Annotated in this window: 26 protein-coding genes; 14 read left to right on the plus strand and 12 right to left on the minus strand. The window is 70.3% G+C overall.

Going from position 1 to position 26364, the window contains the following annotated elements; translation table 11 throughout:
• Nucleotides 1-61 precede the first annotated feature (61 nt).
• Together sitA5 and GTZ93_RS00325 are read left to right on the plus strand one after the other, a co-directional pair.
• Complete coding sequence (gene sitA5 / locus GTZ93_RS00320; protein WP_139914982.1) at nt 62-1408, plus strand: SitA5 family polymorphic toxin; 1347 nt, start codon at nt 62-64, stop codon at nt 1406-1408.
• On the plus strand, nt 1405-2106 hold the full coding sequence (locus GTZ93_RS00325) for an immunity 52 family protein (protein ID WP_139914983.1): 702 nt from the start codon (nt 1405-1407) through the stop codon (nt 2104-2106). The genes sitA5 and GTZ93_RS00325 overlap by 4 nt, the downstream gene beginning before the upstream one ends.
• Here GTZ93_RS00325 and GTZ93_RS00330 read toward each other — a convergent pair.
• The 8 genes from GTZ93_RS00330 to GTZ93_RS00365 are packed head-to-tail and all read right to left on the minus strand — an operon-like array spanning nt 2089 to nt 10524.
• The gene (locus GTZ93_RS00330; protein ID WP_139914984.1) at nt 2089-2856 is read right to left on the minus strand and encodes a PIG-L deacetylase family protein; all 768 of its coding nucleotides are present in this window, start codon (nt 2854-2856) and stop codon (nt 2089-2091) included. The two genes, GTZ93_RS00325 and GTZ93_RS00330, sit on opposite strands and share 18 nt — an antisense overlap.
• Entirely contained in the window at nt 2853-4139 is a 1287-nt protein-coding gene (locus GTZ93_RS00335) for a glycosyltransferase family 4 protein (protein WP_139914985.1), read from the minus strand. Before GTZ93_RS00335 ends, GTZ93_RS00330 begins: the two co-directional genes overlap by 4 nt.
• On the minus strand, nt 4136-4987 hold the full coding sequence (locus GTZ93_RS00340; RefSeq protein ID WP_139914986.1) for a sugar phosphate isomerase/epimerase family protein: 852 nt from the start codon (nt 4985-4987) through the stop codon (nt 4136-4138). Before GTZ93_RS00340 ends, GTZ93_RS00335 begins: the two co-directional genes overlap by 4 nt.
• Before the next feature lie 3 nt (nt 4988-4990).
• On the minus strand, nt 4991-6466 hold the full coding sequence (locus tag GTZ93_RS00345) for a YcaO-like family protein (RefSeq protein ID WP_139914987.1): 1476 nt from the start codon (nt 6464-6466) through the stop codon (nt 4991-4993).
• A complete protein-coding gene (locus GTZ93_RS00350) occupies nt 6463-7296 on the minus strand; it encodes an MBL fold metallo-hydrolase (RefSeq protein ID WP_139914988.1) in 834 nt (277 codons plus the stop codon). Before GTZ93_RS00350 ends, GTZ93_RS00345 begins: the two co-directional genes overlap by 4 nt.
• Nucleotides 7287-8321 (minus strand): Gfo/Idh/MocA family protein, encoded by a 1035-nt coding sequence (locus tag GTZ93_RS00355; protein WP_139914989.1) that lies wholly within the window; start codon nt 8319-8321, stop codon nt 7287-7289. Before GTZ93_RS00355 ends, GTZ93_RS00350 begins: the two co-directional genes overlap by 10 nt.
• A 40-nt stretch (nt 8322-8361) precedes the next feature.
• Complete coding sequence (locus GTZ93_RS00360; protein ID WP_139914990.1) at nt 8362-9294, minus strand: hypothetical protein; 933 nt, start codon at nt 9292-9294, stop codon at nt 8362-8364.
• A gap of 3 nt (nt 9295-9297) precedes the next feature.
• Nucleotides 9298-10524, minus strand: a complete 1227-nt coding sequence (locus GTZ93_RS00365; protein ID WP_139914991.1) for an inositol-3-phosphate synthase — start codon at nt 10522-10524, stop codon at nt 9298-9300.
• Between the two features lie 370 nt (nt 10525-10894).
• Here GTZ93_RS00365 and GTZ93_RS00370 point away from each other — a divergent pair, with 370 nt between their 5' ends.
• Entirely contained in the window at nt 10895-11530 is a 636-nt protein-coding gene (locus GTZ93_RS00370; RefSeq protein ID WP_161662593.1) for a hypothetical protein, read from the plus strand.
• Nucleotides 11493-12257, plus strand: coding sequence for an endonuclease/exonuclease/phosphatase family protein (locus GTZ93_RS00375; protein WP_161662594.1), 765 nt, complete (start codon nt 11493-11495; stop codon nt 12255-12257). The genes GTZ93_RS00370 and GTZ93_RS00375 overlap by 38 nt, the downstream gene beginning before the upstream one ends.
• Nucleotides 12258-12301: 44 nt before the next feature.
• Here GTZ93_RS00375 and GTZ93_RS00380 read toward each other — a convergent pair whose 3' ends face one another.
• A complete protein-coding gene (locus GTZ93_RS00380; protein ID WP_257979519.1) occupies nt 12302-13618 on the minus strand; it encodes an MATE family efflux transporter in 1317 nt (438 codons plus the stop codon).
• 214 nt (nt 13619-13832) lie between these two features.
• Between GTZ93_RS00380 and GTZ93_RS00385 the strand changes: the two genes are divergently transcribed.
• Nucleotides 13833-15026, plus strand: a complete 1194-nt coding sequence (locus GTZ93_RS00385) for a glycosyltransferase (protein ID WP_139923362.1) — start codon at nt 13833-13835, stop codon at nt 15024-15026.
• Here the strand turns inward: GTZ93_RS00385 and GTZ93_RS43185 are convergent.
• Entirely contained in the window at nt 14957-16180 is a 1224-nt protein-coding gene (locus GTZ93_RS43185) for a glycosyltransferase family 4 protein (RefSeq protein WP_139923364.1), read from the minus strand. The genes GTZ93_RS00385 and GTZ93_RS43185 overlap by 70 nt on opposite strands.
• A gap of 70 nt (nt 16181-16250) precedes the next feature.
• Between GTZ93_RS43185 and GTZ93_RS00395 the strand changes: the two genes are divergently transcribed.
• Nucleotides 16251-17063: a hypothetical protein gene (locus GTZ93_RS00395; RefSeq protein WP_257979520.1), complete on the plus strand. Its 813-nt coding sequence runs from the start codon at nt 16251-16253 to the stop codon at nt 17061-17063.
• Here the strand turns inward: GTZ93_RS00395 and GTZ93_RS00400 are convergent, their stop codons facing one another.
• Nucleotides 17064-18107, minus strand: coding sequence for a pirin family protein (locus GTZ93_RS00400; protein WP_121758006.1), 1044 nt, complete (start codon nt 18105-18107; stop codon nt 17064-17066). It abuts the gene before it with no gap.
• A gap of 276 nt (nt 18108-18383) precedes the next feature.
• On the opposite strand from GTZ93_RS00400, the gene GTZ93_RS00405 reads away from it, so the two are divergent.
• The 6 genes from GTZ93_RS00405 to GTZ93_RS00430 are packed head-to-tail and all read left to right on the plus strand — an operon-like array spanning nt 18384 to nt 23478.
• Nucleotides 18384-19376, plus strand: coding sequence for a hypothetical protein (locus tag GTZ93_RS00405; protein WP_161662595.1), 993 nt, complete (start codon nt 18384-18386; stop codon nt 19374-19376).
• Between the two features lie 46 nt (nt 19377-19422).
• Nucleotides 19423-20346, plus strand: coding sequence for a hypothetical protein (locus GTZ93_RS00410; protein WP_161662596.1), 924 nt, complete (start codon nt 19423-19425; stop codon nt 20344-20346).
• A 17-nt stretch (nt 20347-20363) separates the two neighbouring features.
• Complete coding sequence (locus GTZ93_RS00415) at nt 20364-21404, plus strand: hypothetical protein (RefSeq protein WP_139919100.1); 1041 nt, start codon at nt 20364-20366, stop codon at nt 21402-21404.
• Nucleotides 21401-22069, plus strand: a complete 669-nt coding sequence (locus GTZ93_RS00420) for a hypothetical protein (RefSeq protein ID WP_139919101.1) — start codon at nt 21401-21403, stop codon at nt 22067-22069. The genes GTZ93_RS00415 and GTZ93_RS00420 overlap by 4 nt, the downstream gene beginning before the upstream one ends.
• 12 nt (nt 22070-22081) lie before the next feature.
• Nucleotides 22082-22477 carry a hypothetical protein gene (locus GTZ93_RS00425; protein ID WP_120596950.1) on the plus strand — a complete coding sequence of 132 codons (396 nt, stop codon included), beginning with the start codon at nt 22082-22084 and terminating at the stop codon, nt 22475-22477.
• Between the two features lie 2 nt (nt 22478-22479).
• Nucleotides 22480-23478: a hypothetical protein gene (locus GTZ93_RS00430; RefSeq protein WP_139919102.1), complete on the plus strand. Its 999-nt coding sequence runs from the start codon at nt 22480-22482 to the stop codon at nt 23476-23478.
• Here GTZ93_RS00430 and GTZ93_RS00435 read toward each other — a convergent pair.
• Complete coding sequence (locus GTZ93_RS00435; protein ID WP_120578999.1) at nt 23475-23861, minus strand: serine/threonine protein kinase; 387 nt, start codon at nt 23859-23861, stop codon at nt 23475-23477. The genes GTZ93_RS00430 and GTZ93_RS00435 overlap by 4 nt on opposite strands.
• Nucleotides 23862-24087: 226 nt before the next feature.
• On the opposite strand from GTZ93_RS00435, the gene GTZ93_RS00440 reads away from it, so the two are divergent.
• Both GTZ93_RS00440 and GTZ93_RS00445 read left to right on the plus strand, forming a co-directional pair.
• Nucleotides 24088-25647: a sensor histidine kinase gene (locus tag GTZ93_RS00440; RefSeq protein ID WP_306464194.1), complete on the plus strand. Its 1560-nt coding sequence runs from the start codon at nt 24088-24090 to the stop codon at nt 25645-25647.
• A gap of 102 nt (nt 25648-25749) precedes the next feature.
• Nucleotides 25750-26361 carry a hypothetical protein gene (locus tag GTZ93_RS00445; RefSeq protein WP_167547777.1) on the plus strand — a complete coding sequence of 204 codons (612 nt, stop codon included), beginning with the start codon at nt 25750-25752 and terminating at the stop codon, nt 26359-26361.
• Nucleotides 26362-26364 lie beyond the last annotated feature (3 nt).

Consider the following 26364-nt stretch of genomic DNA (forward strand, 5'->3'; position numbering starts at 1 on the left):
CGTCGTGGGTTGGAGACGCCACTTAGGCACGAAACCGTGGGGACGGGCTGGCTGCTGGCTGATGCTGCTGGTGTTCTGGGCGGGCTGCGCCAGTGGACCCACGGTGCGGCTGCGCACGGAACGGGAGACCCGGACATACGCCCCGGCCACGTGGGACCGCCGTGTGCCGGTCAGCGCTCGGGAGTTCGAGGAGGCGCTGACGCGGCTGGTGCTGGAGGCGCCACTGACGGTGCGGGCACCGAGGGTGGTGCGCACGGTCGCGAAGAAGGGGGCGCAGCTGGACCTGGGATTCGGGTTCATGCTGCGGGACGGGTACGGGCGGTGGTGCCGGGCGCATGAGGCTCCTGGGGACTGTCTGTCCTTGCTGGAGGACGGTGCGGGTTTCGGTGAGTTGGACCGGCTGACGCTCGCGGTGGGCATGTCGCTGGACCTCTTGCGCGCGAGCATCGGGGCCGCGCTGCAGGACACGCTGAATCCGGAGTTCTTCGTGTCCGTGGTGTCGGGCGCGATTGCGTCCTGGGTGGTGCTGGCCGCGGCGCCGGAGCCCGTGTTCACGAAGGCCGCGGCGGTGATTGCGGCCGTGTTCCTGGCGTACGTGGGTGTGCAGTCGTTCGTCGCCGTAGTGCGCGCGTGCTGGGCGCTGAAGGATGCGACGGACCGGGCGCGGACGTTCCAGGAACTGGAGGAAGCGGCGGAGGTCTTCGCGCAGGCACTGGGGCCAGAGGTGGCACGCGTCTTCGTGCTCGCGGTGACGATGCTGGTGAGTCACGGCGTGACAGTGGGGCTGTCGTCCGCGCTCTCGTTGATGCCACGTTTCCCGGACGCGGTGAGCGCGGGCTCGGCGCAGGTGGGCTTCAACCCGGCGCGCGTGTTGGACGTGAGCGCGGTGGCGGTGGTGGACGGCGTGGTGGAGGTGACGCTCGCGTCCACGGCGGTGACCATGGCCACGAGGGGCCCGCCTCCTGCGAGCAGCAGCGGAGGGATGCCGCCAGCAGGTGGGCCGGGCAAGTGGGTGCAGGTGAATGAGTCGATGTCCAACCGGGCCCGCGACTATCAAGCGCAGGTGACGGGGGCTCCGAAGGGCTCCGCGTACCGGGTCAAGCGAGGGGACGAGGAGGTCGACTTTGACGGCTTCGATCTGGAGGAGCCTGTTCTGCTGGAAGCCAAGGGACCTGGCTACGAGAAGTTCTTTGGTACCGACCTGAAGGCAAAAGAGTTCTTCACGAAAGAGGATGCCCTGGTTGATCAGGCTCAGCGGCAGTTGAGGGTGTCCGGAGGAATTCGCGTTCGATGGGTGGTCGCCGAGGAGAAATTCGCAGCTGCATTGCGTGCTCTATTCAGGCGCCGAAATGTCGGAGTGGAAGTACGCTCCCTCACTCCGGAGCAACGAGCCGCGCCGACCGAATGACTGACAACTGCTACGTAGGGGCCTACTGGCTGGGGCGCTCCGAGGACGCGGAGTCCTGCGCCACTCGAGCGTCAAACCTGTTCAACGAACTGGGCCGCCTTGAGCCTGGGTGGCGGGTGTGGCACGAGTCCGGACGCACGTTCAGGGAAGCCAGTGCACGCACGTTCTCGACAGACCGTGCAAACTTCCTGAAGCTGTTCGCGCGGAAGAAGAACCGGCTGGGTGATGCCTTTCGCTATTGGCTGTGGGCGGGAACACATCCGGAGGAGACAACTCTGGTCGATGGTTACTGCGGTTCCGCGGATGATGTGCCGACGTCGATATGCCTGGTCAGTCCTCCTCGCCGTGGTGACGTGGCAGGGCGCGTACTGACCGCACCCGTCTTGCGCGAGGTGATCCGGGCCGTGGTGCGCTGTTGGGCGCCGGCGTGGGGTGTCGTTGCATCCGAGCAATACCGAGACCAGGTCTCATCGTCGGGAGACGTAGGCACCTTCGTGGGCTGGATGACCTACTTCTCCCGGCAGTGGGGAGAGGTTCCTCCGCTCCCTGCCACAGTGCGCGTCGAGCCCGTGGAGGACCTGGGAACGCTGGTCATCCTCACAGAGGAACGCTTCACGGTGACGAACCCGGAACACGTCCGGTTGGCCACGGAGGTGCACCAGATTCTCGATGCAGCCGGTCTACTGCGCGCCCTGTGATGACTCCGTCAGGAACACCTCCGCGGCTCCTGACTGACCGCGTGTCTGTGCTTCCATCCGGTGGAACGCCGTGAGCGTCCGCGCCAGGTCGTCCACTCCGCCGAACTGGAAGCCCAGCTGCGTGCCGTAGCGGACGCAGCCCTCCACCTTCTTCGGCAGGTGCTCCGTGATGTCCACCGCCAGCGAGTGCAGGCCCTGGGGCACGGCGGCGTCGGGGTGGGCCTTCGGTTGGCGCACGGCGTACGGCGTGTCCCGGTAGTAGAGGATCCGGTTCGTTGGGATGCCCAGCCCCTTCACGGCTCGCACTACGTGCACGTGGTCCACGTGGCTTCCCAGGGCCTGGGGCACGAAGACCCGGTCCGGCTTCAGGTCCCACAACACCGGCTTCAAACACTTCGCCACCTTCGCTTCGATGACGTCGTCCGCTCGCGGTGGCTGGAACAGCGCTTCAGGGCTCGAGTAGCCCCGGTGCGGCGCTTCCTCCAGGTCCCCCCAGCGCACCTGGTCCACGCCCATGCAGGCCGCGAAGGCTCGGTCCTCTTTCCTCCGCAGGGCCATGTAGTCCACCTCCGGCCCCAGTCCCTTCGATGTCTGACATTGCAGCGCGAAGCCCTTCGGCCCCGGCACCGACTTCGTGAAGACGGTGACGAGCGCCACCGTCCACCCCTTCGCCTTCAACGCCGCCAACGTGCCTCCACAGGAGAAGGCCACGTCGTCCAGGTGCGGCGACACGAACAGGGCCGTGCTCATAGGAGGTGCGGCTCCGCCCGGAAGCGGCACGTGTGGTCCGCTCGCTCCTCCGTCATCGCCGGGTCGTAGAGGTGCGTCCACCGCGTGTCTGGCCGCGTGCCTGTCAGGTTCCTGTAGACGCCTTGAATCCTCCGCCCCACCGCACGCCACGAGTACAACTCCCGCACCTCGCGCAGCGCCGTCGCCGCCAACCGCTTGCGCAGCGGCGCGTCGTCCATCATCCGGCCCATCGCCTCCGCCAGCGCGGCGCTGTCCTTCGGCGGCACCAGCAGCGCGTCCCGCCCGTCCTCCAGGCAGTCCACCACCCCCACCGCTCGCGTCGACACGATGGGCAGCCCGGAGGCCATCGCCTCCAGCAGCGTGTTGGAGAACCCCTCTGAATACGTGGGCGACACGAACAGGTCCGCGCTCCGGTACAGGTCCGGCGCCTTCGCGTAGAGGGATGCCCCCGTGAGCTCCACCACGCCGTGGAGCCCCTCCGTCTCCACCTTCGCTCGCACCGCCTCCAGGTCCGGTCCAATCCCAGACACCCGCAGCTTGAACCTCCGCCCGTCCGCCACCAGCCGCTGCACGGCATCCAGCAGCTCCATCACCCCTTTCCGAGCGTCCACCCGGCCGTGGTACAGCCACACCGGCACGTCCCGCGTTTCGCCCACCGCCGACTCACTCCTCGGATGGAAGCGCAGTGTGTCCGTGGCGCCGGGGACGATGGTGAACCGCTCCAGCGGCGTCCCGTGGTTCTCGCTCACCTCTTGCGCGAAGGACCTGCTCCCAATCAGCAGCGCCCCCGCGTGGCCCAGCACCGCGAGCATGGCCTGCTTGTGCGTCCCGCAGCAGGCCCCCACCCAGTGCCCATCCCCGCCCTGGATGGAGACGACGTTGGGCAATCCCAACAGCCTCGCCGCTTGCAGCGCCGCCAGGCCGCACGGATAGCCGTACTGCGCATGGATGAGGTCGAACGGGCGGCGCCGGTGCTCGCGCACCACCGTGTTCACCATCACCTCCAGGTCATGCTCGAAGCTCGCCGGCTGGCCCTGATTGATGCGCTGCTCGCCCACCGACTCGCAGCCCAGCACGTGCGCGCCTGGGATTCCCGGTGGCGGCCCGCCCCCGTACACCGCCATGCCCGCCGCGTCGCTGCGGTACTGGCTCACCATCGTCACGTCGTGCCCGCACGCCACCAGCTCCCGCACCAGGTTCAGCGCATAGACGCTCATCCCCGAGATGGCCGGGAAGAAACGCCGGGAGATGAAACAGATTCGCAGTCCGTTCACGGTGTTCATGCCGCCACCTCCGCGCCCGTCGGCAGGCGCTTCCTCAACCATTCCAGCGCCCAGGGCACCAGCTCGTGCGCCCGGTGCGCGTCCCGCGACAGCTCCACGCACACCAGCCGGTCGTAGCCCGAGCGTGTCAGCTCGCGCAGCACCGACGGCACGTCCACGTCCCCTTCGCCAAAGGGCAGGTGCTCATGCACGCCGCGCCTCATGTCCTCCAGCGCCACCGTGCCCAGCGCCTGCGCGAACTCGCGCACCGCTTCCGCGGGCGTCCGCTCCTGCGTCACCAGCAGATGCCCCGCGTCCAATGCCAGACGCACGCCGGGCACCCGCGTCTCCAACTGGCGCCAATCGTCCACCGTCTCCACCAGCATCCCCGGCTCCGGCTCCACTGCCAGCACCACGCCGCGCGCCGCCGCGTACTCCGCCAGCCGTGCCACGCCGTCCACCAGCCACGGCCACGCGGCCTTCTCCGTCACTCCTGGGCGTGGCACTCCCGCCCAGAAGGACACCGCTTCCCCCCGGCACGTCCCGCACACGTCCACCGCGCGCTTCAGGAACTCCAGCCGTCGCGCGCGCCCTTGCGCGTCCGGAGTGATGAGCGTGGGCTCGTGCTTCCTCCGCGGGTCCAGCAGGAAGCGCGCCCCCGTCTCCACCACCAGCCCCAGGCCCAGCCGCTCCAGCCTCGTGGCGAGCTGTTCCGTGCGCCGCTCGAAGTCCGGCGCGAACGGGTCGAAGTGGTGGTGGTCCAGCGTCAGCGCCACGCCGTCGTAGCCACTGTCCGCGATGAGGCCCAGCGCGTCCTCGAAGCGGTGATTCGACACGCCGTTGGTGTTGTATGCGAAGCGCAGGGCCATGGCTCACTGCCCTCCGAAGCGGCGGCTCGCGAGCACCGCTGGCACCGCGTGGCGGTCCGGCTCCCGGTAGAGCGCGTACAGCCTCCCCACTCGCGCTTCCGCCAGCCGCACGTTGAACCAGACGGGGCCTCCCAGCCGTGACTCGGCCTCCGGCGTCAGTCGCACCGGCTGCGCTCCCGACGGCGGTGCTCCCAGGCCCACCAGCGGGTCCCTGCGCTCCAGGAGCCGCGCCACGTTGCGCTCGCCCAGGCGGTTGTACGTCATCGTCTCCACCTCCAGGCCCGGCACCAGCGCCTTCACCACGTGCACCTGCCGGCCCGGCGGCGACAGGTCCGCGACCAGGATGTCGAAGCCCTCCGAGTGCAGCTGCCTCACCACGTGGTCGCACCGGAGCGAGGGGTCCTCCACGGTGGGCGAACGGGGCAGGTCCTCGAAGCGCACCTTCTGGCGGACCATCAGCGTGCACGCCGTCAGCTCTCGCAGCGCCGAGGCCGGCAGCCGCGCCCACTCCACCATCGCGTTCAGCGCGCGCGGCTCCTCCGCGTCCAGGTCCACCCGCGGCACGAAGCGGTCCATGTATTCCGGCGGTGCCACCCGGGCCACGTGGCTCAGCGGCCCGTGCATGAACGCCTTGCGCGCGCGCGAACAGGCGTACTCCAGCAGCGCCTTGCGCAGCGCCCGGTCCCGGTCCGGGTCGGCCGCCTCTCCGCACGCCGTCACCATCAGCGGCTGGTCCCCCACGGACAGGTCGCGGCCCACCACGTACAGGTTCACCAGGCCGAAGTCCGTGCTGGCCAGCTTCGCCATCACCTCCACGCCCGCGCGGCGGTAGAGCTCCAACAGCTCGCGCACATCTGGCGCCAGGTCCGTGCCCTCCAGGTCCAGCTCCACGCCCTGGTCCATGGCGCGGTACATCAGCCCGTTGCCGTCGCGCTGGATGAGCTCCAGCAGGCCGTGCGCCAGCGCCTGGGGCCGCGTCAGCCCCGCGCCCTGGCCGTTGGTGATGGGTGTGATGAGCGGTGTTCTCCCCTGCAATTGCCCGGGGTGGATGGCGACGTACTCCTCCGGCACCAGCACCCGCTCCCCCGTGGACAGCCGCTGCATCTCCACCCAGACGAGCGGCAGGTCCGGTTGATACGGACTGCCCGCGGGCAGCCCCAGCGTGAGCGGATCCGCCACCGCGGTGGGCCCTCTCGCGCGCACCAGCGCCTCGTAGCTGCCGTGCACGCGCGGCATTCGGTGCATCGCGAGCTCACAGAAGGTCTCCTCCACCAGCTCGCCCAGCGCGCCCACCCGCGCCTCTTCGTCCGTGCGGCCATAGCCGTTGCCGTGCAGCACCGCGCTCGAACCGCCCCCCAGCGCCAGACTGGCGGAGGCCACGGGAATTCCCAGCCGGTCGATGGGGTCGATGCGGAACATCTGCAGGGCGCCGGTGGACATGGCGTGGTGATACGCATCCAGGGCTCGGGCAATGCTCATGACAGTTCCTCCAAGGGCAGGGGACGGGTGTGTGGCATGCCCGAGAGCAGCCGGTCGAACAGCGCCAGCGCGTGCTCGCGGGTGACGCCTCGCGCGAACTCGAACGGGGTGAAGACGTTCTCGAACGGGAGCTGCTTGAGCACCGCGCGGTAGCGGCGCAGCTCGCCGTGGCTCAGCGGAATCGCGTAGTGGAAGCCCTTGTGGCACGACAGGCCCGTGGGCCTGCCTCGCGCGTCCAGGTCCACCTTCAGCGCGTCGCCGCAGAACAGTGAACGGGTGCGCGCGTCGTACAGCACCGTCTGGCCCTCGTAGTGGCCGCCCACGCAATGCAACGTCAGGCCCGGCGCCAGCTCATGTTCGTCATCCACCGGCCAGCGCACCTGGAAGGCCTTGCTGTACTGGACCGCGTCCCGGTGCAGCACGAGCAGCGGGTCGAAGTGCTCCTGCAACTGCCACAGCGCCCCGAAGCCGTGCGGGTGCGACGCGGACAGCACCTGGAGGCCGCCCATCACCTCGATGAACTCCAGCGCGGGCCGCGAGTACCAGGGCGCGCCCTCGAAGCAGACGTTGCCCTCGGGTCTGCGCAACAGCCACCCCGTGGAGCCCAGGCCGAAGGGCGGCGTGCACGTGAAGCCCCAGATGCCGGGCAGCGCCTCCTCCCAGCGCGTGGTGAGCCGCTCCGACACCTGGCCCGCCGTCTGGAAGTCCCAGCCGTCGCGCGGCAGCGCGTTGCGCACGTCCAGGCACGTGGGACAGCCCGTGGGCCGCTCGCGAGGGAAGCCCGGCTGCCATGTGCCGCAGTGGGTGCAGGCGTAGCGGGTCAGTGGCATGGCGGAAACGCCTTTCCGGCCTGCGTCGCCTGCGTCAGCAGCCCCACCAACCGCACGTCGCGCTCTGGCGCGAACGGCTGTGGACGGCCCTCCAGCACGCACGTGGAGAAGACCTCCACCTGGCGGAGGAAGGGGCTCCGGTCCTCTTCCGGCGACAGAGGGACCCACGTCTCCTCTCCCGTCTTCGCGTCGATGAGCGACAGGGAGCCGCCGGGTGTCTGGCCCATCGTCTTGTAGGCCAGCGCTCGCGCCCGGGTGCCGATGAGCTCCAGCGTGCGCCGGGGGTACGCGTCCGGGCAGTTGTAGGCCACCTGCAACAGGCCCAGTGCGCCGCTCTTGAACTGGCCCATCAGCACCGCGCCGTCGTCCACGGCGTAGCAGTGCACGCGCCGCTGAGTCATGGCGGTGAGCGACTCCCACTCGTCGCCCAGCACCACCTCCAGCAGGTCCAGGCCGTGCGGTGCCAGGTCGATCATCGCGCCGCCGCCGGCCTGCTCCGGGTCGATGCGCCAGTTGTCCGGCGTCCAGTCCTCGGGCAGCCAGCAGGCGTAGTGGATGCGCGCCTGGGTGACGGTGCCCAGCACGCCCTCCTTCACCAGCATGCGCAGCTTGCGGTGCGCCGCGTGGTGGCGCTGGTCGAACGCGGTGGCGTAGTGCACGCCCGCGCGCTGGCACGCGGACACCATGCGCAGGCCGTCGCGCGGCGTGACCGCCATGGGCTTCTCGCACAGCACATGCTTTCCCGCCGCCGCGCACGCCTCCGTCATCGCCGCGTGCAGGTGGTTGGGCGTGGCGATGTAGACGGCCTGCACGTCCTTGTCCGCCAGCACCGACCCCAGCTCGGTGTAGCGATTCACGTCGTCCGCCGGGATGCGCATCAGCGCCTCCGCGTTCGCGTCGCACAGGGCCACCAGCCGCGCGTTGCTCGCTCCCTGGAGCGCAGGGATGACGTAGTCCCGTGCCACCCAGCCACAGCCCACCACCGCCCAGCCCAGTCTCCGGGGCCTCGGCTTCGCCTCGAACATGGTCACCGCCTGTTGGGAAGGTTCAGGAACCGCCGCTGGCTCATGGCCACACCGCCGCGTCGCGCAGCACGCCGTTGCCGAACGTCTGGAGCGGGCCGGGGTGGATCAGCTCCAGGTCCTCCATCGCGTGGCGCAGGGTGAAGCCCGCCGCTCGAGCGTGGGCCTCCAGCTCCAGCACCCGGTCCAGTGCGTCCGCGGCGTTGAAGGCTCGCGCCTCCGCCGAGTCCACGTTGCCGGTGAGCGACAGCGCCTGCCGCACGACACCGGCCAGCCGCTCCGGCAGCGAGCACAGGGCCTTCTCCGTGAGGCGCTTCATGACGGGCTCCAGCAGGTCTCCCATCAGCGCCTCTCCGCGGTAGCCCGCGTCCGGCAGCATCGCGTTGAAGAGGTGGTGCGAAAGCCCCGCCACGAAGGGCAGGACAGGGGATGCGCTGAAGCAGGGCGCGACGAGCACCGCGCCCACCGCCACCGCGTAGCAGTGGTCCGCGTGGCCCTCCTGCGGTGACACGAGGATGCGCGGCCGGCCGGGGAACGTGGCCCCGGCGCGAGGTTGACGCACCAGCCGGTCCACGAACGGGGGCGGCGGCACGTGACATGCCTCCTCCGGTGTCTGCGAGAGCGCCACGGACAACCGCTCCCGCAGGCCGGGGGCCAGCGGCCCGGTCACCGCCTCCAGGCCCCGGTGCAGCACCCGCGTCGCGTCCAGCGGGGACAGCCCCGCCCGCTGGAGGACGTCCATGTCCAGGCCGCCCAGCCGCACCGCCGCCAACGCGCGCGCCGTCTCCTGCAGCGCCACGATGCGTGGGTCCATGCCGGAGGCCAGCGCGGCCCAGGCCCGGCGGAAACCGTGCGCCGCCAGACCGTCCGGATGGTCCGGGGTGCGGATGCGCTTGAGGTCCATCAGCTCCGACAGGAGCGGGCGGAGCTCCGCCAAACGGCCAGGGGACGCCGTGTCACGCGCGGGTGCGTTCATGGCTCAACCCCTGATGCGTTCCGGAAGGCGCTCCACCTGCCGCGCGCTGCCCTTGGACAGCCATGTCATCAAGCGGCGCTGCTGCTCCGCCATGGCGTGCTCCACGGGCTCGCCGTCCTGCGACATGGGGGCCTTGAAGAAGCAGCCCAGCGCGTCGATGACGCCGCACTCGCCCCGGCGCTTCGCCAGGTCCAGCGTGCGCGCCAGCTCCACGACGAGCGGCGCGGCGAGGATGGAGTCCTTGCAGAGGAAGTTGAGCTTCAACTGCATGGGCTGCCCCAGGAAGCCCGTCACGTCGATGTTGTCCCAGGCCTCCTTGTTGTCCCCTCGCGGGCGGTAGTACTGGATTTGAACGACGTGGTCCTGGACCTTGTAGCCAAGGATGCTGTCCAGCGCGGCGCCCTTGGTGTCGAGCTTGTTCTGCTTCGACGCCGGGTCGTTGAGGGCCTCTCCGTCGCGGTTGCCCAGGATGTTGGTGGAGTACCAGCCGTCCACGTGCAGCGCGCGGTCGCGCAGCGCGGGCGCGAGCACCGTCTTGAGCAGCGTCTGCCCCGTCTTGCCGTCCTTGCCCGCGACGGGCGTGCCGGTGCGCTTCGCCAGCAGGAGCAGCGCGGGCACGTCCGCGGCGACGCTGGGCGTGAAGTTGGCGAACGGGATGCCGTCCACGATGGCCGCGTACGCGTAGAGCATCGCGGGGCCGATGTCCGGGTCGTTCGCGTCCAGGGCCTTCTCGAAGGCCTCCGGCGTGGCGAACTCCGGGCGGGTGAGGTCCACGGCCTTCTCCGTGGAGGCCAGGTTCACCACCACCACGCGCTCCAACTGCTCACGTTGCTTGAAGCGGGCCAGGTCGTCGCGGATGGCCCGCACCTGTTCGCGCAGGGTGCGCGCCTTCTTCTCCGCGGTGCTGACGACGTTCTTGCAGAACTTCGCGTTGGAGGCCGCGGGCCACGGCCGCATGCGGCCCAGCGTGGGCGCCACCGCCTCCAGCTGCGCCTCCGTCAGCACCGCGTGGTTGCGCGCCGCGTGCGCCAGGTCGTCCTCGAACAGGTCCCAGCCGCCGAAGGTCAGCTCGCCGTACTCCACCAGCCCCAGGCCCTTGGCGTCCGCCAGTGGCAGGCCTCGCGTGTCCACCCGTCCCCGGCGCAAGAGCTCCATGCCCGCCACCGCCGTGGTCGCCACCGCGCCGCCCAGTCCCACCACCGCCACGCCCAACCGCTCGTTGCCCGCCATGTGTGAAGCCCCTCCCCGCCGTTGTGCCCCGTGCTCTCGCGGCGACACTTCGGAAGCGCCCCAGGGTGACTGGCGCCTCCGAGGTTGGAGGCACCGGAGGTGCCCATTCGCCGTGAGAGTTTCGGGAAGGTCTCCACATGCCTGGAGGCTTTCAACTCAGCCCCCAGGCCGTGGCCACTGTCGGCTGATGGAGGACGGTCTCAGACGTGCCGCGGTGGTTTGAGTCGGGCCCTACGGAGAACCAGCAGGGTCAGGCACTGCTGGGAACGGGCGCGGGATTGTTCTTCGGGGAGGAGGCCGGACTACCATTGCGGGGCGGCGTGTGCCTGGCCGCGGCGAGGATGCGCATGGCCGTCATCAAAGTAGGTTCATGGAACATCCAGCGCTCCGGCCTCTCGGGGGGACGTGGGGGCAAGGTCGCGCAGTTCATCCTCGACTGGCTCGGGGTCGTGCCCTCCGGCGGGGCGTCTTCTTCCTCGTCATCGGCGACGTCACCGTTCGGTGGGACGCCTTCGTCATCGACGACGTCACCGTTCGGCGGGGCGTCTTCTTCCTCGTCATCGGCGACGTCACCGTTCGGTGGGACGCCTTCGTCATCGACGACGTCACCGTTCGGCGGGGCGTCTTCTTCCTCGTCATCGGCGACGTCACCGTTCGGTGGGACGCCTTCGTCATCGACGACGTCACCGTTCGGCGGGGCGTCTTCTTCCTCGTCATCGGCGACGTCACCGTTCGGTGGGACGCCTTCGTCATCGACGACGTCACCGTTCGGCGGGGCGTCTTCTTCCTCGTCATCGACGACGTCACCGTTCGGCGGGGCGTCTTCTTCCTCGTCATCGACGACGTCACCGTTTGGTGGGGCGTCTTCGTCGCCCTTCAGCGGTCTGCCTCTGCCCCCGTTCGGTTTCGGCGGCGGCCGTCCCAGAGGAGGGACCAGGGTTCCAGGGTTCGTCTCCGGCGGCTTTGTCGTGTCACAGAGTTCGTTCCTCGGCACGTCGTCGGCTGATGAGACAGGCCGCTATGACGGGACGAGCGCCTCGACGAGCCTCGAGAGCCATGGGGTCGCGAAGCCCACGAACACCGTCGACGTGGTCTTCCTCCAGGAGGTCAAGGGCGAGCTGAACGAGACGCTGAAGCTCATCGAGGCGCATGGCGGCAAGCAGGTCACGGTCAATCATCCATCGTCCGTCGCCGGCGAGTGCGGCCTCGCGGCCGTGTGGAGGGCTGGCGCCGCGCACAACTGGACGGTGACTCAAGCCGCCTACCGGGAGCTGGTCGCCGTGACCATGAATGGGGTGCCCGTCTTCCTCTTCGGTGGGCACGCGAAGTCCGGCGGAGGCCATGACACGCAGCTCGACGTCGCCCGGTTGTTGATGGCGGCCCAGGCCGAGATCCAGCGCCCGGGGCTCCCCTCTTTCATCGCGTTGCTCGTTGGCGACATGAACACCGAGCCCGCCTTCCAGTCCGCCGACGGCACGGCCATGGCCACGCGCGCCATGAAGATCGTGAGCGGCGGTGCGGAGCTGTTCTGGCAGGCCGTGTCACCTGGCATCGCGACCCACGACGACAACACGCTCGACTTCGCGTGGGTCTGCAGCCGGGAGGCTCCCCCGTTCAGGGTCACCCCCTACCTCCCCTCCAACCCCGCCGTGTATCAGCGCGCGCTCCGGGCGCTCTCCGACCATGTCCCCGTCGGCTTTCTGGTCGACCTGCCGAAGACGACCGTTCTTTGACCGGAGGGAGCGGATCCTCCTTCCCAGGTCTTCCGGGCAGTGAATCAGACGTGCCGCAGCTTCCACCCACCGCGCCGGAAGAGGGCGGCGCTGGCCAGGCCGAGCGCTCCATACGTGACGGCGATGGCGATGAACGCGCCCGAGGGGCCCAGGCCCAACGGATGGGAGAGGATCCACGCGAGCGGCAGCTGGAGGCCCCAGGAGAAGAGTGCGTTCACCACGGTGGGGGTGGTGGTGTCGCCCGCGCCGTTGAAGGCGTGGGGCAGCACGGTGACGAAGGCGTAGAGGGCCAGGCTGCAGCTGACGATGCGCAGGCAGCGCACGGCGTGCAGGCCCACCTCCGGCTCGGAGGTGAAGCGGTGGATGAGGGGCTCCGCGAAGAGGAGGAAGCCCACCGCCACCACGCCCAGGAACGCGAGCGTGTAGAAGCTGGCGCGCCACGCGGCCCGCTCCGCGCGGTCGGTGTCGCCCGCGCCCAGGCTCTGACCCACCAGCGTGCCCGCCGCGTGGGAAAGGCCCCATGACGGCTGCTGCGCGAAGAGCAGGATGCGCATGGCCAGCGTGTAGCCCGCGAGCGCGGTGCTGCCGAAGGTGGCCACGATGCGCATCAGCACCAGCCAGCTGGACATGCCCAACAGCGACTGGAGCGTGGCGCCTCCTGACAGCTTCAGCAGCGAGCGCAGCGTGGACACGTCCACGCGCAGGTGGCGGCGGCGCAATTCCAGATGTCCGCTGCCCTTGAGCAGGCGGTACACCTGATACAGCACGCCAGTGGAGCGGCCCACGGTGGTGGCCAGCGCGGCGCCGGTGACGCCCAGCGCGGGCACGGGGCCCAGGCCGAAGATGAACAGCGGCGCGAGCACGATGTTCACGGAGTTGGCCAGCCACAGCGCGCGCATGGACGTGGCCGCGTCCCCCGCGCCGCGCAGGATGGCGCTGATGAGGAACAGCAGCATGATGATGGGATAGCTGGCCAGCATCAGCCGCGTGTAGCCCGCGCCGTGCTCCACCACGCCGGGCGCGGCGCCCAGGGCCACGAGCAGCGGACGCGCGAAGAAGCTGCCCGCGAACGCCAGCGGCACGGCCAGCGCGAGTCCCAGGCCCAGGGCCTGCACCGCGGTGCTCGCGGCGCGCTCCGGATCCTTCTGCCCGATGCGGCGCGCGATGAGCGCGGTGGCTCCGATGGACAGCCCCAGCGGCAGCGTCTGGAGGAGCGTGAGCATGGACTCGGTGAGGCCCACGGTGGCGATGGCGTCCGCGCCCAGGCGCGACACGAAGAGCACGTCCACCAGGGCGAAGATGGACTCCATCACCATCTCCAGCACCATGGGCACGGACAGCAGCAGGAAAGCGCGATCCACGGGCCCGGTGGCCAGGTCCTCGGTGGATCCCTTCACCGCCAGCTACAGGGAGGCAAGGAGGCCCCTGGCTCCAGTGGTGGAGGGGGCGGCGTCCGGGGCGAGGATTTCAGGCGGGGGTTGCGTCATGGATTGCGCGTTGCAACGGGACGCCTTCCGCCTTTCATCCCTCACGGTTCCCCGCTCGCCGGCGCGTGCGGACGGGTAGATTGAGGGCATGGCTTCCGGTCCCCGCGTCCTCCTCCTCGCCGAGCGCTTTCCCCCTGACATCGGAGGGCTCGCGCGCAGCGGGGCGCGCACCGCGGGCTCGCTCGTGCGGCTGGGCGCACGCGTGGACGTGGTGGCCTGGACCCGCACGACGCAGCCCGGAGCGCTGGAGACGGTGCCGGACGCGGGGGACGTGTCGCCGTTCGCGAAGGGCGTCACGCTGCACCGGATGGGGTTGTTCGGCAGCGCGGACCTGTCCATGCAGCACACGCTCGATGTGCTCGGCCACCTGCACTCGCGGCGGAAGTATGACCTGGTGTGGGGGCACTACCTGTACCCGCCGGGCTTCCTCGCGGTGGTGTTCGCGCAGAGCGCGGGGCTGCGGTCCATCCTCAGCGCGCGGGGCAATGACGTGGATCAGCTGATGTTCCCGCCCGGAGACTTCGCCCGCCTGCTCTGGACGATTCAGCGGGCGGACGTGCTCACCGCCGCGTCCGCGGACCTGGGCCGGAAGATGGCGATGCTGCTGGGCCGCGACCCGGGCGTGGAGGTCATCCCCAACGCGGTGAACACGGCGCTGTTCTCACCGGGCCCCGCGGACGCGGCCCTGCGCGAGCGATTGGGCATCCAGCCGGGCGAGGCGGTGCTCGGCTTCTCTGGAGAGCTGCGCCACAAGAAGGGGCTGCCGTTCCTCTTGTCCGCGCTCACGGAGGTGCGGCGCGTGCGGCCCGCGTGCCTGCTGGTGATTGGCGAGGTGCGCGCCCGGGACGCGGAGCACCTGGTGGCCTACCGGGCGGAGCATCCGGAGGACGCGGCGCGCATCATCATCTCCGGCGCGCTGGAGTCCCCGGAGCTCATCGCGGAGCACCTGCGGCTGTGTGACGTGTATCTGCAGCCGTCGTTGTGGGAGGGCATGCCCAACGCGCTGCTGGAGGCGATGGCGTGCGCGCGGCCGGTCATCGCCAGCGACGCGGGCGGCATCCCGGAGGCGGTGGAGTCCGGGGTGAATGGCTTCATCGTGGAGAAGGCGCTGCTCAACCACCTGGGGCAGGCGTGCCTGGACGTGCTGGGCATGCCCGAGGCGAAGCGCGCGGCGCTGGGGGCCGCGGCGCGCGCGCGAATCGAGGCGGGCTTTCAGGCGGACGCGGAGGCGGCGGTGTTGTCTCGCGTGCTGACGCGCGCGATGCCCAGGTCGTCCGAGTAGGCGTTCACGAGCGCCTCCTGCGCGCGGCCCCACGGGAAGTCGCGCTCCACGCGGGCTCGGGCGTTGGCGCTCATGGCGGCGACGAGGGCGGGATGGGCGATGAGGTCCTTCACGGCTTCCGCGATGGCCTTGGGCGAGCCGGGGCGGACTCGGTAGGCCTCGGTGGCCTCCGCGAGCGCGCGCACCACGGGCAGGTCGCTGACGACGACGGGCGTGCCGGTGGCCATGGCTTCGAGGAGCTTCAGGGGGCAGCAGCCCTGCACGCAGTTGCGGTCGTTCACGGGCAGCGGCACGAGCACGACGTCGCAGGCGTGGTGCAGCCGGGCGAGCTCTTCCTGGGGCAGGGGTTCGAGGATCTCAACGGCGCCCTGGAGCACGAGGTCTCCGCACCGGTCCAGGAGGGCGCGGCGCGCGTGCTTGCGCAGAGGGCCCACGAGGGTGAGGGTCACGGGCAGGTCGCGGCGCAGGATGCGGCAGGCCTCGATGGCGTGGTGCACGCCCTGCCACGCGGTCATGGTGCCGCTGTAGAGCAGGCGCAGCGGGCGGCCCGCTTCAGGGGCGCGTGGGAGCGCGTAGCGGAACACGTCCAGGTCCACGCCATTGGGGATGACGCGCAGGCGCTTCGGATCCGCGCCGCGTGAGAGCAGGTGCTCGGCGGTGACGGTGCTGGGCGTGACGAGGAGGTCCGCGGCCTGGAGGCAGGCCTCTTCCTGGGCGAGGAGCTTGCGCATCAGCTCCATGTCATCGGAGACATCGGGATGGTGGTACTTGAGCTCGATGGAGGGCAGGCCGTTGACCTCGTAGACGAGCGCGTCGGTGAGGGCGGCCTTGCGCCGGGCGATGGGGTAGCCCTCGAAGATGGAGCGGACGTGGACGACCTTCGCGCGCGGCCGACCCCTCCACCACGCACCCAGGTGCGAGCGGAACGTCAGCGCCTGGGCGACCAGGTCTTTCCCGCGGGCACCCAGCGGGTGGTAGGTGATGTGGGGACCCAGGGCAGGCGGGGGAGCGCCCGGCGCGTCGCCAATGGCCACGAGGTCCACCGGGCCGAACGCGGCGCCCAAGGCCTCCACGAAGGCGCGGATGTGCACGGCGGCACCCTTGGGCGCGGGGAAGCGGTCGAAGGACGCGTAGACGATTCCAGAGGAGGCCACGGAAGGGTGCTACCGCGACGGCGGGCCGGCGGCAAACCGGGCGGTCCGGAGTTCGGGCAGGATGGCGCGCATGCTCATGAGCTCCGTGGTGATGGTGGCGCTGTTCACGGCCGCGCCCGCTCCCAAGTCCCAGCCGCTCACGTGGAAGGTCACTGGCTCCGATGTGACGTTCGAGATGTCCTCGAAGGACCTGCGCGCCCTGCGCGGTGGCAAGGAGGTCTTCGGCCTCCTGTCCCGCAAGAAGGGCTTCCTGGAGGACCTGAAGCCCGACCCGGAGGAGACCCGGGACATGTCCGACTGGGAGGCCTACCACTCCTTCAAGGTGCTGTCGGTCGTGGGGCCCTGGGCGAGCTACGAGGAGTCCAGCTCCGGCTACACCGGCGGCGCCCACCCGTATGCTCACTCCGGCTACGTCACCTGGGACGTGACGAAGGAGCACGGCGCCTTCAACCTGCTGGACGTGTTCCCGGAGAAGGACGTCCTCCAGGCCCTCAAGTCCGACAGCTTCGTGAAGGAGCACATCGACGACGCGAAGGCCTTCAACGACGCGAAGACCGTGAAGGCCCTGATGGAGATCCTGAAGCCCGGCGAGGACTGCGTGGGCTTCAACTCCTCCGGCCTGGACAACGTGAAGCGCTCGGTCGCCTTCCACCACGTCGAAGGCGACAAGGTCGCCGTGCGCATCGCCTTCAACTACGACAACGAGTCCTGCCGCGGGAACATGTTCGTGGTGGGCGTGCTGCTGCCCATCCCCGAAGCGCTGAAGCCCGCCCTGGAGCGCGCTCGCACGCGCCAGGAGGGCTTCCTCATGAAGGACGCCAGGAGCGCCAAGGCGCCCTCCCTGAGCTTCGAGTGGGAGGGCGCCGACGCGAAGAAGCCTTGATCAGGCCGGCCGCTCCACGTTGCCGTCCGCGTGCCGCGCGAAGCGACCTTCCTCTCGCGCGTGCACCGGGTCGTGGCTGGGCCAGGGCCAGCCGCCGAAGCCCGTGCGCTGGTAGTCCGCGAAGGCCTGCTGAATCTCCTGCCGCGAATTCATCACGAACGGGCCGTACTGCACGACCGGTTCGCCAATGGGCCGCCCCTGGAGCAGCAGCAACTCCGCCGTCTCCGGGCCGTTCTCCAGCACCACGTCCACGTCCGCGCGCAGCTCGATGGCGTTGCGCGCCGGCACTGCCCGGCCGCCCACGGTCATTCGCGAGCCCAGGAAGAAGTAGAGCATCCGGTTCGTGCCGCGCTTCGCGGCCGGCAGCGTCCAGCGCGCGCCCGGCTCCATCTTCAGCGTCCAGATGGCCACGTCCGCGTCCGCGTTCGCGGCCCAGGACTTGGGCGGCGACGGAGGCGCCTGGATGTCACCCAGGTTGCCCGCCACCACGGTGATGTTCGTGGCGCGGCCCGCGTCGTCCTTCGCCACGTGGCGCGGGATGACGTTGTTCCACAGCATGGAGAAGTGCGCGGGCACCATCTTGTTGGCGCGCGGCAGGTTGAGCCAGATTTGAAACAGCTCGATGTGGTTGCCCTGGTCCTGCTTGAGCAGCGGGAACATCTCCGAGTGGTTGATGCCGCCGCCCGCGGTGAGCCACTGCACGTCGCCCCCGCCGAAGCGCGCCGCCGCGCCCAGCGAGTCCGAGTGGTCGAGCAGCCCGTTGCGCACGATGGTCACCGTCTCGAAGCCCCGGTGCGGGTGCTGCGGGAAGCCCGGCACGACGGTGCCGTGGTACATGTTCCAGCCGTCCCGCCCCGCGAAGTCCTGGCCGATGTCCCGGCCCGCGAGCGACGCCTGCGGCCCCAGCTTCTCGTTGCCCTGGGGGTAGCGGTCGTCATGGTGCACGCAGAAGAGGAACGGATCCGGCGTCCGCCACGGAGTGGGGGACGGCCCGAGCGGATCCACGCGGACCACGGCTTCCGGTTGCTGCGCCTGCTGACTCATCTTCGACTCCTCTGCCTTTCCCGAGCCGCGTGAACACCCCGCGACGGTGGTGACACCCGCCGCCGCGATGAGCTTCAGCGCTGCCCTCCGGCTCACTTCATCCACGGTCCACCTCGCGCTCCATGCCGTTGGGGCCGCCCATCCTACCTAACGTCCCCGCCTTCCCGGCGCTTGGCTTGCCTGCATGCCCGGCGGTTCACCCCTGGTGGGACGGCCCGGAGGCCCCTACGCTCGCGCGCGGGTCCGCCCGATGGGCATCGCAGGGAGTCCACCGCCTTGGCGGTCAACGTCAGCCGCTTCCACGAACTCTTCCGTTACCAGTCCCGCGCGCCGGTGCCGGACCTGCTCAAGGACATGGAGGTCCTGTCCCAGCTGGACGCCCGAGCGGAAGGGCAGCGGCGCGCGCTGGAGTGGACCGGGTGGTCCACCGCGCTTCCGGGCGGGGTGATTGCCATGGTGACCTACGGCGTGTGGGCGGGCGCCGTGGATCGGGATGAAATCACCGATGCGGGCGCCCAGCTCCTCAAGGTCACGGGCGGGGTGGGTGGGGCGCTGCTCGTCGTGGGGCTCCTCCTCTTCCTGTGGCGTTACACCCTCAAGCCGCGTGACCTGGACAACCGGCGCTACGGCCTGGCCCAGGTGCTGCTCCGGCGTCTGGAGATGGACCTGGCCCCGGACGCGCCGGTGCGGCTCAAGCTGGACCTGCGCGCGCCGGACGTGCTCGACAAGCGCGTGAAGCAGGACATGGTGGGCTGGTGGAACACGGACTTCTTCATCGACCCGTGGTTCACGCTGGAGACCCGTTTGGCGGACGGCGCCTTCGTGCGGATCCGCATGGTGGAGCAGGTCCAGAAGCGCGAGCGCTCCAAGACGAGTGCCAGCGGCAAGTCGCGGACGAAGACCAAGCGCAAGGGCTTCGCGCGGCTGGAGGTGTCCGTGCGCGTGAAGCCGGAGCGCTATCCCGGCTTGGAGCGGCTCAAGATCCGCGCCACCTCCGCCACGCGCCTGCCCCGGAAGGTCGAACTGGAGCGGGTGCGCGTCGCCGCGGGCCGGCTGACCCTGCGCGCCCGGCTGTCCGACGAATGGGTGGCGCGGCCGATGCGCGAGCCGGGAGATCCGGAGGCCCCCGCCTTCTGGCATCAGGCGCTGGCGAAGGACGACGCGTCCCGCACCGCGACGATGATGCTCCTGAGCATCTACCAGGTGCTGGGCTACACCCGCCGGCGCGCGAAGCTGCAGGCAGCGCGCGGACGCCGCAAGCCGGCTTGACCTGCTACGCTCCCGGGTTCGCTCCAGCAGAACAAGGCTCTCCACCGTGGCGCTCGACACCTCCGAATTCAAGAAGACGTATGTCTATGAAGCCCGCGCCCCGGTGGCGGAGGTGCTGGCGGACCTGAAGACGCTGGGGGAACTGGACGCGTGGGCGGAGCGGAGGCGGATCTTGATGGGGATCGGCTCCTTCGTCTGCGTGTGCCTCAGCATCTCGTTCCTCATCCTGTCGCAGTGGCTGCTGTCCGCCGCGCTTTTCGCGACGAGCATCGCCCTCGTCATCCTCTGGACGCGCTCGAAGCACACGGACCTGGAGAACCGGCGCTACGGGCTGGTGTCCACGCTGCTCCAGCGGTTCCAGGTGGACCTGGACGCGAACGCGCCGGTGGACGTGAAGCTGGACCTGGCGCCGGAGGATGACGCTCGCAAGTGCGTAGGCAAGCTCAAGCGGGGACGGTGGGACTGCGAGGACTTCACGGACGCATGGCTGTCCCTGCATGGCCGCTTCGCGGACGGCACGCACCTGCACCTGTCCGTCGTGGAGCACTTCCAGAAGCGCAAGCGATACGGCCGCGGCAGCAGCGGCAAGATGAAGCTCAAGACCAAGCGCAAGGGCAAGACGCTGCTCCAGGTGGGGCTGCGCGTGAAGCCGGAGCGCTTCCCCGGACTGGCGTCCCAGGCCGCGAACGCGAAGAAGGCCGTGCGGCTGCCCCAGGAGGTCATCCTGTCGCGGCTGGACGTCGCCCAGGACCGCGTAGCGATGCGCGCCCTGCTGGGGCGGGACGGGCGGGACTGGGTGGTGCGGAGGACGAAGCCCACCTCTCCCAGCGAGCTCGTCGTCCTCCCTCCGAATGACGCCTCGCGCGTCGTGACGATGATGCTCTTGAGCCTCTACCAGGTGCTGGGCGCCACGCACCGGCAGGCCCCGTCACCGGGTCGCAAACAGCCGCCCGCTCGCGGCTCCCGCTGAACAAGGTCTTCCTCCCCGTGCCGCTCGACCTCGAAGTCTTCCAGAAGACCCAGGTCTATCAATCGCAGGCGACCGTGGCGGAGGTGCTGGAGGACCTGCGTGCCATGGATTCGCGGCCCCAGTGCGTCTCGAAAGCGCAGGCCGAGCCCTCCGACATCCCGACGGTGAACACCTCGGGGCTCGGATGGGGACTGCTCCTCGTCTCCGCGGTGAGCTTTGTCATCTTCTGGCTCCTGTCGTCGGAACACGAGAGGACGCTGGAGGGGCCTTCCTCCCTGTTGCTCCTCCTGTGCTTCGGGTCGTTTGTCGGAGGCCTGCTCCTGCTCGGCGCATCCTGGACGGCTCCGCGGGATTCATCCGACCGGATGTCGTCCTCCGGGCCAGAGGAGCGGTTCGTGGCTCCGTACAAGGAGCAGCGACGCCTGCTGCTGACCACGCTGCTGAAGCGCTTCCAGGTGGACCTGGTCCAGGACGCGCCCGTGGACGTGACGTTGGACCTGACCTTGCCCATGGACCCGCGCAAGCGCGTCCACGCGGGGAAGCACGGCACGTGGGACCGCGAGGACTTCAGCGACCCGTGGTTGTCATTGCGGGGCCGGTTCGCGGACGGCACCCGGCTGCAGTTGACCGTGGTGGAACAGGTGCGGATGCTTGAGCGCACGAAGACGCTGCCGCTCAAGGTGAAGACCCAGCGCAAGCGCAGCGGGGCCAGCCTGATGACCGTGGCGCTGGGCGTGAAGCCGGAGCGCCACCCCGGGCTTGCGGACATGGAAGAACGCTTACAGGATGCCGTGCGGCTGCCCTCCGGGGTCCGGCTGAAGCGGCTGCGCGTGGCCGAGGACCGGGTGGAGCTGCGCGTTCTGCTGGAGGATGACTGGGTGGCCCGGCCCACCAAGGTCCTGACGCTGGCCGACGTGCCGCCCGGCGAGCCCTTGCGGCGGCCCCCGACGAAAACAGATGCGGCGCGCACCGCGACGATGATGCTCTTGAGCCTCTACCAGGTGCTCAACCACTCCAGCTCCCAGGGTCAGCCCGGGAAGATGAGGTCCACGCCGTGAAGCTTCGTGTCCTGTTTCTCGTGGGTCTGGGAGTGCTCGGAGCCTCGGCGTGCCAGCAGGGCGGTGCCCCCGCCTCCAGCGCTCAGCCCACCCAGGCGATCCCCGCCAACGCCGCCGCTGCCGCCGCCGAGCCGCAGGAGGCGGGTGCCAAGCTCAAGTTCAAGGACGGAGACGACCGCGAACGCTTCTCGCTCAAGTCCAAGGACGACGGCGCGAAGCTCGTCGACGGCGCGGACAAAGAGGTCGCCCGCTACAAGTGGAAGGGCGGCGAGCTCAAGGTGTCCGGTCCGGACGACGCGGTGGTGGCCTACGTCACGGGCGGCCCGGACGCGTTCCAGGTGAAGGACGCCGCGCGCTCGGCGGTGCGCTACACGCTGACGCGCGAGGGCTCCGGGTGGGTGCTCACGGATGACCAGGGCATGCTGCTCTACTCCGTGACAGCCGAAGGCGGCGGCGCGTCCGTGAAGGGCGCTTCCGGCGCGGAGGCGATTCACGTGAAGGTGCGCGACGGCAAGCTGTCCCTGCGCGACCCGTCCGGCAAGACGGTGCTCGCCACCAAGCAGCCGGTGTCACCGGAGGCCGCCGCGTGCCTGGGCTTCGACTCGCTGGACCTGCCCCTGCGCATGGCCCTGCTCTTCCGCATCCAGAACCCCGCGTCGCCCTGAGCCTTCCAAGCCATGTCCCCTTCCTTCGCTTCCGCAGAGCAGTGCCTGGAGACCTCCGGCTTCCTCTTCTCCCACCCTTGTGAGCGGGGGGCGACCACGCAGTGCATGCGCTGTCAGAAGCCCATCTGTCTGATGCACATGCGCACCATCGACGGCGGGGAGGCGGTCTGCGTGGCGTGCGCGCGCGCCGCCGACAACGGCGACGAGAACCGCGACCCGTCCGATACCTCCCGCGACGACGACCCCAGCTACTACTACGAGGACTACGGCTACTACGGCCGCGACGCGTGGCGCGGCTCCGGGTCCTCGTCCTCGGGCAGCGACCCCAACGACTTCACCGAGGCCGACGGCGAGAGCGTCCGGCGCGAGGACGACGCCTCCTTCGAGGAGGACATGGGCGGAAGCTGAGCATGGCCGCGCGACGTCAGCACTGGCGCCTCTACGCGCTCGGCGGAGGTCTGGGGCACCTGACGCGCGCCGCGGCCCTGGCCCGTGTGGCCGTGGCCCGTGGGCACCAGGTGGACATCCTCACCAACAGCCCGTTCGCCCCAGGCCTGCCCCTGGAGTCGTGGCTGGGCCCCGGCGCCGCCGTGCACCGCGTGGACTCGCGGCTGGACAAGGCCGCCACCGTGGCGGCGGTGGGCGCGTGGCTCGCGGAGTCCGCGCCGGACGTGCTGGTGGTGGATACGTTTCCCCGGGGATTGGCCGGGGAGCTGGTGGCGCTGCTGCCCACGGTGCGCGCGCCGCGCGTGCTGGTGCACCGCGACCTGAACCCCGTCTACGTGGAGGGCTTCGACGTGGCCCACGCAGTGGACGCGTTCGACCTGCTCGTCGTGCCCGGTGAGGACGCGCCCTTCGCGCACCACCCGCGCGCGGTGCGGACGGCGCCGTGGCTGCTGTTGGACGCGGACGCGCTGCTGTCTCGCGAGGAGGCCCGGCGGCGGCTGGGCCTGGATGACGGGGACTCGCGGCCCGTGGTCGCGGTGATGGGCTGTGGCCGCCCGGAGGAGGTGGCGGAGGCCGGGGAGACCGTGAGGCGGCTGCGTGCGTTGCTGGCCGGACAGGTGGCGGTGATGTGGCTCGTCCCCACGGACCACGCGTCCGGGCTGACGGTCTGGCCGGCGCTCGCGGTGATGCGGGGCGTGGACGTGCTGGTGGGGGCGGGCGGCTACAACACCGTGCAGGAGGCCCGGGCCACCGGGACTCCGCTGGTGGCCTGGGCCTGGCCCCGGCTCTATGACCGGCAGGCCCTGCGACTGACGGAGGCGGAGCGGGTGGGGGACGCGGTGGAGCTGGAGGCGAAGGTCGCGTCCCTGCTCCTGCAACCGGGGTGGTACGACGCGCGCCCCTCGGCCTGGCTCAACGGCGTCCACGCGGCGGTGGAGGCCATCGAGCGCGTCGCGCGCTAGTGCTTGAAGCCCTGGTGGCCGGCGGCCGGCTCGATGCCGTGGGCCATGACGAAGTGGTACATCACCTGAGGGTCTTCCTTGGGGCCGCCCATCAGCTCCACCAGGAAGTGGCCCGCCTGCGGATCCGCGTCCGGATCCGGGGAGACGGAGACCTCGGAGACCTCGCGGCCCACCATCACCATCTCGCCCACCAGGGACTTGCCCTTGATGAGCTGGAGGACGTGCTGGCGCTCCTCTTCCATCAGCATCCAGTGGAAGTCGTCATGGTCGAACAGTGTCATGTCGGGGGAGCCACACCGCAGGATGCAGTTGGTGTGCTCCTGGAGCCAGCGCCAGAAGGCATCGAAGTTCAGGGTGCGGGCCGGTGGGGCGAGCAGATCCATCGGGTGACCTCATCGAGAAGAGCGGGCGCCCGAACGCCGGGTGCGCATCGGGCCGCGTGTCCGTGCTGACTAACATGGCCGGGCCTCGGGAGGCCGGCTCCTTTTGCGGGCCACGTCCGGGGGCGGCCTGCCAGCATCCAGTGCGCGAATCCACGATATCGGACGCTTGTTGCTTTCCTTGGGAAGAGGTCGGCGACCACCTGGGTTGGCGCGGCCCGGAGGGAGGATGCGCGACCATGACGAAGCGGGACTCCGGCCGGCGGTTCGCGAGGAGGCGGCGATGAGCCTGCGCGCGTTTTTTTCCACCGTGGTGGGTGGGTTGGTCCTGCTCACCGTGGTGTCCGCCACCCTGCTCGTGGTGCTGACGACCGCGCTGGAGCGCATGGCTTCCACGCTGAGTGAATCCGTGGAAGGCGTCCGGCAGGCCGAGGAGCTGGAGGTGGACCTGCTCGTCCACTCGCGCCTGCTGACGTCGCCGGGTTCTCCCATGGTGGCGGACCCGTCGCGCGGGCGCTCGCCACCCCAGCTGGAGGCCGACCTGCGCCGCCAGCTGCTGGAGATGCACGCCATCGCGTCCACCCAGGAGGAGCGCCAGACGGTGGCGGAGGTGCAGCAGCAGGTCTTCGCCTACCTGGCCGCGCAGCATGCGCCGCTCGGTCCGGGGATGACCCAGGCCCAGCACGACACGTCGGCGATGTCCTCGCTGGACGCGGCGCTGCGCTCGCTGGAGCGCCTCATCGAGATCAACGTGGACCAGGCGCAGACGGCCCGGCAGAGCGCGGCGCACTGGAGCGAGATGGCCGACGTGCTGGGGCTGCTGCTGGGCCTGCTGCTCCTGGCGACGCTGGGCCTGGTGGTCTTCTGGCTGAGGCGCTTCGCGCTGCGCCCGGTGACGGAGCTGCGCAGCGCGATGGCCGGCTTCGGCCGGGGCGGGCGGCACCTGCGCGCGCCCGAGGAGGGCCCGTTGGAGATCCGCGACATGGCCCGCACCTTCAACGAGATGGCGGACAGCCTGACCCACCAGCAGGAGCAGCAGCTGGCGTTCCTCGCGGGCGTGGCGCACGACCTGCGCAACCCCCTGTCCGCGCTGAAGCTGTCCACGGCGCTGACGAACCGCGGAGAGGTCACCCCGGAGCGGATGCAGCGCACGCTGTCGCTGGTGCGAAGGCAGGTGGCGCGCCTGGACCGCATGGTGGGGGACCTGCTGGACGCGACCCGCATCGAGGCCGGCAAGCTGGAGCTCCAGCCGGAGGTGCGCGACACGCGCGAGCTGGCGCGCTCCGTGGTGGAGCTGTACCAGTCCAGCGACTCCGGGCACACGCTGGAGTTGGTGGTGCCGGACGCCGCGGTGCTGGTGCGCGCGGACCCCTCCCGGTTGGAGCAGGTGCTGAACAACCTGGTGAGCAACGCGCTCAAGTACTCCCCTTCCGGCAGCCGCGTGGAGGTGGCCGTGCGCGGGGACGGCGACCACGTGGTGCTGGCCGTGGCGGACCAGGGCATCGGCATGTCGCCGGAGGAGCTCCAGGGGCTCTTCATCCCGTTCCAGCGCGCGGGCAACGCGAAGCAGCGCGCACCCGGAGTGGGACTGGGACTGTCGGTGTCGCGGCGGATCATCGAGGCGCACGGCGGCCGCATCGAGGTGGAGAGCCAGCCCGGCCAGGGCTCCGTGTTCCGCGTCCACCTGGCCCGGGTGTCCGCCGGCCCGCCGAGGCTGCCCGCACCCTCCGATGAGGAGGAGGCGCCCGCCAAGGAGGATTCTGGCGAGGACTCCGGCGCGGTGCACTGAAGGCCGGGGAAACCGTTGCCTGAAGCGGGCCCGGTTGAAGCGGAGGGATGCGCTCCGGCGGGGCAGGGCGTACCTTGCGGCCCCATGTCAGGAGCCGTCTGGATGATGAAGCATTCCTACCGGGCCGTGCCGCTGGCCGCCGCCCTGCTGGTGCTGGGAGGGTGCGCGGGGCGCACGCAGACCGAGCCCCCCGTGTCCCCCGCCGAGCCCGTGAGGGAGGCTCCGTCCTCCGTCGTCCAGTCGCAGGAGGGTGGCTTCAGCGTGACGTTCCCCGGCCCCGTCACCGAGGAGCGGCGCGTGCAGCCCACGGACGTGGGCGAGGTGACGCTGCACACGTTCATCGCCGCGCGCACGCAGGAGGACACCGCCTACTACGTCTCCTATACGGACTTCCCGCTCGCGGCGGTGGCGCAGGTGAGCCCGCGCGACGTGGTGGACCGGGCCAGCCAGGGCGCGCTGGAGGCGCTGGGTGCGACGGCCATCACCGCGAAGACGCTGGAGATGGAGGGCGGCTTCCCGGGCCAGGAGGTGGGGGGACTGTCCGGTCCGCGCCGCCTGCGGGGCCGCTTCTTCATGGTGGGCCCGCGCCTGTACCAGCAGCTCCTGCTGCACCCGGAGGGACGCGCGCCCCAGGACGCGGACCGCTTCTTCGATTCGTTCCGCCTGGACCCGGTCGTGGTGGGCAAGCTGGGGCAGCGGACGACCGGCGGCTGAAGG

The sequence above is a fragment of the Corallococcus exiguus genome, assembly GCF_009909105.1.
Taxonomy (GTDB): Bacteria; Myxococcota; Myxococcia; order Myxococcales; family Myxococcaceae; genus Corallococcus; species Corallococcus exiguus.

Coding starts and splice junctions, on each gene's coding strand:
- sitA5 (WP_139914982.1), top strand. CDS start 62: ATGCTGCTGGTGTTCTGGGCGGGCTGCGCCAGTGGACCCACGGTGCGG.
- GTZ93_RS00325 (WP_139914983.1), top strand. CDS start 1,405: ATGACTGACAACTGCTACGTAGGGGCCTACTGGCTGGGGCGCTCCGAG.
- GTZ93_RS00330 (WP_139914984.1), bottom strand. CDS start 2,856: ATGAGCACGGCCCTGTTCGTGTCGCCGCACCTGGACGACGTGGCCTTC.
- GTZ93_RS00335 (WP_139914985.1), bottom strand. CDS start 4,139: ATGAACACCGTGAACGGACTGCGAATCTGTTTCATCTCCCGGCGTTTC.
- GTZ93_RS00340 (WP_139914986.1), bottom strand. CDS start 4,987: ATGGCCCTGCGCTTCGCATACAACACCAACGGCGTGTCGAATCACCGC.
- GTZ93_RS00345 (WP_139914987.1), bottom strand. CDS start 6,466: ATGAGCATTGCCCGAGCCCTGGATGCGTATCACCACGCCATGTCCACC.
- GTZ93_RS00350 (WP_139914988.1), bottom strand. CDS start 7,296: ATGCCACTGACCCGCTACGCCTGCACCCACTGCGGCACATGGCAGCCG.
- GTZ93_RS00355 (WP_139914989.1), bottom strand. CDS start 8,321: ATGTTCGAGGCGAAGCCGAGGCCCCGGAGACTGGGCTGGGCGGTGGTG.
- GTZ93_RS00360 (WP_139914990.1), bottom strand. CDS start 9,294: ATGAACGCACCCGCGCGTGACACGGCGTCCCCTGGCCGTTTGGCGGAG.
- GTZ93_RS00365 (WP_139914991.1), bottom strand. CDS start 10,524: ATGGCGGGCAACGAGCGGTTGGGCGTGGCGGTGGTGGGACTGGGCGGC.
- GTZ93_RS00370 (WP_161662593.1), top strand. CDS start 10,895: ATGGAACATCCAGCGCTCCGGCCTCTCGGGGGGACGTGGGGGCAAGGT.
- GTZ93_RS00385 (WP_139923362.1), top strand. CDS start 13,833: ATGGCTTCCGGTCCCCGCGTCCTCCTCCTCGCCGAGCGCTTTCCCCCT.
- GTZ93_RS00395 (WP_257979520.1), top strand. CDS start 16,251: ATGCTCATGAGCTCCGTGGTGATGGTGGCGCTGTTCACGGCCGCGCCC.
- GTZ93_RS00400 (WP_121758006.1), bottom strand. CDS start 18,107: ATGAGTCAGCAGGCGCAGCAACCGGAAGCCGTGGTCCGCGTGGATCCG.
- GTZ93_RS00425 (WP_120596950.1), top strand. CDS start 22,082: ATGTCCCCTTCCTTCGCTTCCGCAGAGCAGTGCCTGGAGACCTCCGGC.
- GTZ93_RS00430 (WP_139919102.1), top strand. CDS start 22,480: ATGGCCGCGCGACGTCAGCACTGGCGCCTCTACGCGCTCGGCGGAGGT.
- GTZ93_RS00435 (WP_120578999.1), bottom strand. CDS start 23,861: ATGGATCTGCTCGCCCCACCGGCCCGCACCCTGAACTTCGATGCCTTC.
- GTZ93_RS00440 (WP_306464194.1), top strand. CDS start 24,088: ATGCGCGACCATGACGAAGCGGGACTCCGGCCGGCGGTTCGCGAGGAG.
- GTZ93_RS00445 (WP_167547777.1), top strand. CDS start 25,750: ATGATGAAGCATTCCTACCGGGCCGTGCCGCTGGCCGCCGCCCTGCTG.